Below are 5,465 nucleotides of genomic sequence, written 5' to 3' on the forward strand. Positions count from 1 at the left end.
GTAAGAGCCTGACGATGACCTACTTTCACACGGGAACCCGCACTATCATCGGCGCAAAGTCGTTTCACGGTCCTGTTCGGGATGGGAAGGAGTGGGACCAACTTGCTATGGTCATCAGGCATAAACTTTGTGTCGGATCGATCGCTTGCAATTCACTTCTGAATCACTTCACTTTCTCTCCAACGAATTCATAGAGTCATTATCAGCTATTTGATTGCGCCTTTTCGGCATAACTAGGACTTTCGTCCAGTCTTTTGTTTCCAGGCTTGTACCCAAAGTTATAGGGTCAAGCCGCACGGGCAATTAGTACTGGTTAGCTTAACGCATTACTGCGCTTCCACACCCAGCCTATCAACGTCGTGGTCTACAACGACCCTTCAGGGGGCTCAAGGCCCCGGCAGATCTCATCTTGAAACGAGTTTCCCGCTTAGATGCTTTCAGCGGTTATCTCTTCCACACATAGCTACCCTGCGATGCCACTGGCGTGACAACAGGTACACCAGAGGTGTGTCCACTCCGGTCCTCTCGTACTAGGAGCAGGCTTCCTCAAATCTGCAGCGCCCACGGAAGATAGGGACCAAACTGTCTCACGACGTTTTAAACCCAGCTCACGTACCTCTTTAAATGGCGAACAGCCATACCCTTGGGACCGACTACAGCCCCAGGATGAGATGAGCCGACATCGAGGTGCCAAACACCGCCGTCGATATGAACTCTTGGGCGGTATCAGCCTGTTATCCCCAGAGTACCTTTTATCCGTTGAGCGATGGCCCTTCCATACAGAACCACCGGATCACTATGTCCTGCTTTCGCATCTGCTCGACTTGTCAGTCTCGCAGTTAAGCACGCTTATGCCATTGCACTATCGTCACGATGTCCGACCGTAACTAGCGTACCTTCGAACTCCTCCGTTACGCTTTGGGAGGAGACCGCCCCAGTCAAACTGCCTACCATGCACTGTCCCCGATCCAGATAATGGACCAAGGTTAGAACCTCAAACGCACCAGGGTGGTATTTCAACGTCGGCTCCATGAAAACTAGCGTCCTCACTTCAAAGCCTCCCACCTATCCTACACAGATCCGTTCAAAGTCCAATACAAAGCTACAGTAAAGGTTCATGGGGTCTTTCCGTCTTTCCGCGGGGAGATTGCATCATCACAAACATTTCAACTTCGCTGAGTCTCAGGAGGAGACAGTGTGGCCATCGTTACGCCATTCGTGCAGGTCGGAACTTACCCGACAAGGAATTTCGCTACCTTAGGACCGTTATAGTTACGGCCGCCGTTTACTGGGACTTCAATCAAGAGCTTGCACCCCATCATTTAATCTTCCAGCACCGGGCAGGCGTCACACCCTATACGTCCACTTTCGTGTTTGCAGAGTGCTGTGTTTTTATTAAACAGTCGCAGCCACCAATTTTTTGCAACCCCTTTGAGCTCCGTTTGTACAACTTCACTTACTTGGGGTACACCTTCTCCCGAAGTTACGGTGTCAATTTGCCGAGTTCCTTCTCCTGAGTTCTCTCAAGCGCCTTAGAATACTCATCTCGCGCACCAGTGTCGGTTTGCGGTACGGTCGTCAATAGCTGAAGCTTAGTGGCTTTTCCTGGAAGCAGGGTATCACTCACTTCGTGTGCAAGCACACTCGTTATCACCCCTCATCTAAGCCCGGCGGATTTGCCTACCAGGCACGACTACAGGCTTGAACCAACATATCCAACAGTTGGCTGAGCTAACCTTCTCCGTCCCCACATCGCACTATTGATCGGTACAGGAATATTGACCTGTTTCCCATCAGCTACGCATCTCTGCCTCGCCTTAGGGGCCGACTTACCCTACGCCGATGAACGTTGCGTAGGAAACCTTGCGCTTACGGCGAGGGGGCTTTTCACCCCCTTTAACGCTACTCATGTCAGCATTCGCACTTCTGATACCTCCAGCATCCGTTACCAGACACCTTCACAGGCTTACAGAACGCTCTCCTACCACGCACAGTAAACTGTGCATCCGCAGCTTCGGTAACTGGCTTAGCCCCGTTACATCTTCCGCGCAGGACGACTCGATCAGTGAGCTATTACGCTTTCTTTAAATGATGGCTGCTTCTAAGCCAACATCCTGACTGTTTTAGCCTTCCCACTTCGTTTCCCACTTAGCCAATTTTAGGGACCTTAGCTGGCGGTCTGGGTTGTTTCCCTCTTGAGTCCGGACGTTAGCACCCGGTGCTCTGTCTCCCAAGCTGTACTCGTCGGTATTCGGAGTTTGCATAGGTTTGGTAAGTCGCCATGACCCCCTAGCCTAAACAGTGCTCTACCCCCGACGGTAATACTTGAGGCACTACCTAAATAGTTTTCGGAGAGAACCAGCTATTTCCAAGTTTGTTTAGCCTTTCACCCCTATCCACAGCTCATCCCCTAGTTTTGCAACACTAGTGGGTTCGGACCTCCAGTACCTGTTACGGCACCTTCATCCTGGCCATGGATAGATCACTTGGTTTCGGGTCTACACCCAGCGACTAGACGCCCTATTCGGACTCGATTTCTCTTCGCCTCCCCTATTCGGTTAAGCTTGCCACTGAATGTAAGTCGCTGACCCATTATACAAAAGGTACGCCGTCACCCCGAAGGGCTCCGACTTTTTGTAAGCATACGGTTTCAGGATCTATTTCACTCCCCTCCCGGGGTTCTTTTCGCCTTTCCCTCACGGTACTGGTTCACTATCGGTCGATGATGAGTATTTAGCCTTGGAGGATGGTCCCCCCATATTCAGACAGGGTTTCTCGTGCCCCGCCCTACTTGTCTGCAGCCTAGTACCACCGATCAGTTTTCACATACGGGACTATCACCCACTATGGTCGGCCTTTCCATGCCGTTTTGTTAACTGATCGACTATCACTGCAAGGCTCTTCCGAATTCGCTCGCCACTACTATCGGAATCTCGGTTGATGTCTTTTCCTCTGGGTACTTAGATGTTTCAGTTCTCCAGGTTCGCTTCGCACACCTATGTATTCAGTGTGCGATACCCTTGCGGGTGGGTTTCCCCATTCAGAAATCTCCGGATCAAAGCTTATTTGCCAGCTCCCCGAAGCTTATCGCAGGCTATCACGTCTTTCGTCGCCTATCATCGCCAAGGCATCCACCATATGCTCTTAGTCACTTGACCCTATAACTTTGACGTCTCTTGCGAAACACCAAGCTCTAGATCTCAAAGACTGGTGAGGTCTTGCACCTCACGCGTTATGCCGTAATGTGAATATCTTTGGCTGCATCTTTCAATGCAGCTTAGAGAATATTCGTCATTACTAGATAATTTCGCATTCGCAAAATATCTGTTTTGACGCAATCAAAATGTTGCTGGCGGCACGGTGCGAATATCTTTCGATTTCGCTTTCCACCAGCAACGCTGATTTCGACTCTATGAATTTTTAAAGAACAGCCTATTGATCAAAGATCAATATAAAAGCAGTCTGATTCAGACTGCTTTTATATTGAAGTTTTTGCTTCGCTCGCTCATCTGCTGAGCCAACGATTATAGCACCGAAGCCAGGCCTCAGCGCCGTGTTTGGTGGAGGATGACGGGATCGAACCGACGACCCCCTGCTTGCAAAGCAGGTGCTCTCCCAGCTGAGCTAATCCCCCATTGGGTTGATCGCATTGGAAGTTTGGTGGGTCTAGTTGGGCTCGAACCAACGACCCCCGCCTTATCAAGACGGTGCTCTAACCAGCTGAGCTACAGACCCAAGCCATCAAGCAAGATCTCTCTTGCTCAACAGTGCATCCAACAACCGATAAGTGTGGGCGTTCAATTTGAAGCAGCTTTTTCCAGAAAGGAGGTGATCCAGCCGCACCTTCCGATACGGCTACCTTGTTACGACTTCACCCCAGTCACGAACCCCGCCGTGGTAAGCGCCCTCCTTGCGGTTAGGCTACCTACTTCTGGCGAGACCCGCTCCCATGGTGTGACGGGCGGTGTGTACAAGACCCGGGAACGTATTCACCGTGACATTCTGATCCACGATTACTAGCGATTCCGACTTCACGCAGTCGAGTTGCAGACTGCGATCCGGACTACGACTGGCTTTATGGGATTAGCTCCCCCTCGCGGGTTGGCAACCCTTTGTACCAGCCATTGTATGACGTGTGTAGCCCCACCTATAAGGGCCATGAGGACTTGACGTCATCCCCACCTTCCTCCGGTTTGTCACCGGCAGTCCCATTAGAGTGCCCTTTCGTAGCAACTAATGGCAAGGGTTGCGCTCGTTGCGGGACTTAACCCAACATCTCACGACACGAGCTGACGACAGCCATGCAGCACCTGTGTTACGGTTCTCTTTCGAGCACGAAACCATCTCTGGTAACTTCCGTACATGTCAAAGGTGGGTAAGGTTTTTCGCGTTGCATCGAATTAAACCACATCATCCACCGCTTGTGCGGGTCCCCGTCAATTCCTTTGAGTTTCAACCTTGCGGCCGTACTCCCCAGGCGGTCAACTTCACGCGTTAGCTTCGTTACTGAGTCAGTTAAGACCCAACAACCAGTTGACATCGTTTAGGGCGTGGACTACCAGGGTATCTAATCCTGTTTGCTCCCCACGCTTTCGTGCATGAGCGTCAGTGCAGGCCCAGGGGATTGCCTTCGCCATCGGTGTTCCTCCGCATATCTACGCATTTCACTGCTACACGCGGAATTCCATCCCCCTCTGCCGCACTCTAGCTTTGCAGTCACAAAGGCCGTTCCCAGGTTGAGCCCGGGGATTTCACCTCTGTCTTACAAAACCGCCTGCGCACGCTTTACGCCCAGTAATTCCGATTAACGCTTGCACCCTACGTATTACCGCGGCTGCTGGCACGTAGTTAGCCGGTGCTTATTCTTACGGTACCGTCATGACTCCCCTGTATTAGAGGGAAGCTTTTCGTTCCGTACAAAAGCAGTTTACAACCCGAGGGCCTTCATCCTGCACGCGGCATTGCTGGATCAGGCTTTCGCCCATTGTCCAAAATTCCCCACTGCTGCCTCCCGTAGGAGTCTGGGCCGTGTCTCAGTCCCAGTGTGGCTGGTCGTCCTCTCAGACCAGCTACAGATCGCAGGCTTGGTAAGCCTTTACCCCACCAACTACCTAATCTGCCATCAGCCGCTCTAGTAGCACAAGGCCCGAAGGTCCCCTGCTTTCATCCGTAGATCTCATGCGGTATTAGCTACTCTTTCGAGTAGTTATCCCCCACTACTAGGCACGTTCCGATGTATTACTCACCCGTTCGCCACTCGTCAGCATCCGAAGACCTGTTACCGTTCGACTTGCATGTGTAAAGCATGCCGCCAGCGTTCAATCTGAGCCAGGATCAAACTCTATAGTTCGATCTTGAATTTAAAGTCTTTCGACTGCTCACTCACTTGACGGAATCAAGAAGAAATCAATTCTTCCTCATTACTGTTTTTGTGAGCGTTTAGTAACTCCGAAGAGTTTTGTTCC

General features: G+C 51.2%; 2 tRNA genes and 3 rRNA genes. All 5 read right to left on the reverse strand.

Annotated elements, in window-relative coordinates:
- Positions 1-6: 6 nt before the first annotated feature.
- A 5S ribosomal RNA gene (rrf, locus tag AB6724_RS21585) occupies positions 7-119 on the reverse strand.
- Between the two features lie 163 nt (positions 120-282).
- Positions 283-3,158 (reverse strand): 23S ribosomal RNA (locus AB6724_RS21590).
- Between the two features lie 400 nt (positions 3,159-3,558).
- Positions 3,559-3,634: transfer RNA gene (locus AB6724_RS21595), tRNA-Ala, on the reverse strand.
- A 24-nt stretch (positions 3,635-3,658) separates the two neighbouring features.
- A tRNA-Ile gene (locus tag AB6724_RS21600) sits at positions 3,659-3,735 on the reverse strand.
- An 86-nt stretch (positions 3,736-3,821) separates the two neighbouring features.
- A 16S ribosomal RNA gene (locus tag AB6724_RS21605) occupies positions 3,822-5,350 on the reverse strand.
- The 16S, 23S and 5S rRNA genes sit together here with 2 tRNA genes alongside, the layout of an rRNA operon.
- Positions 5,351-5,465: the final 115 nt, after the last annotated feature.

It is taken from the genome of Comamonas guangdongensis, assembly GCF_041079535.1.
Classification (GTDB): Bacteria; Pseudomonadota; Gammaproteobacteria; order Burkholderiales; family Burkholderiaceae_C; genus Comamonas; species Comamonas guangdongensis.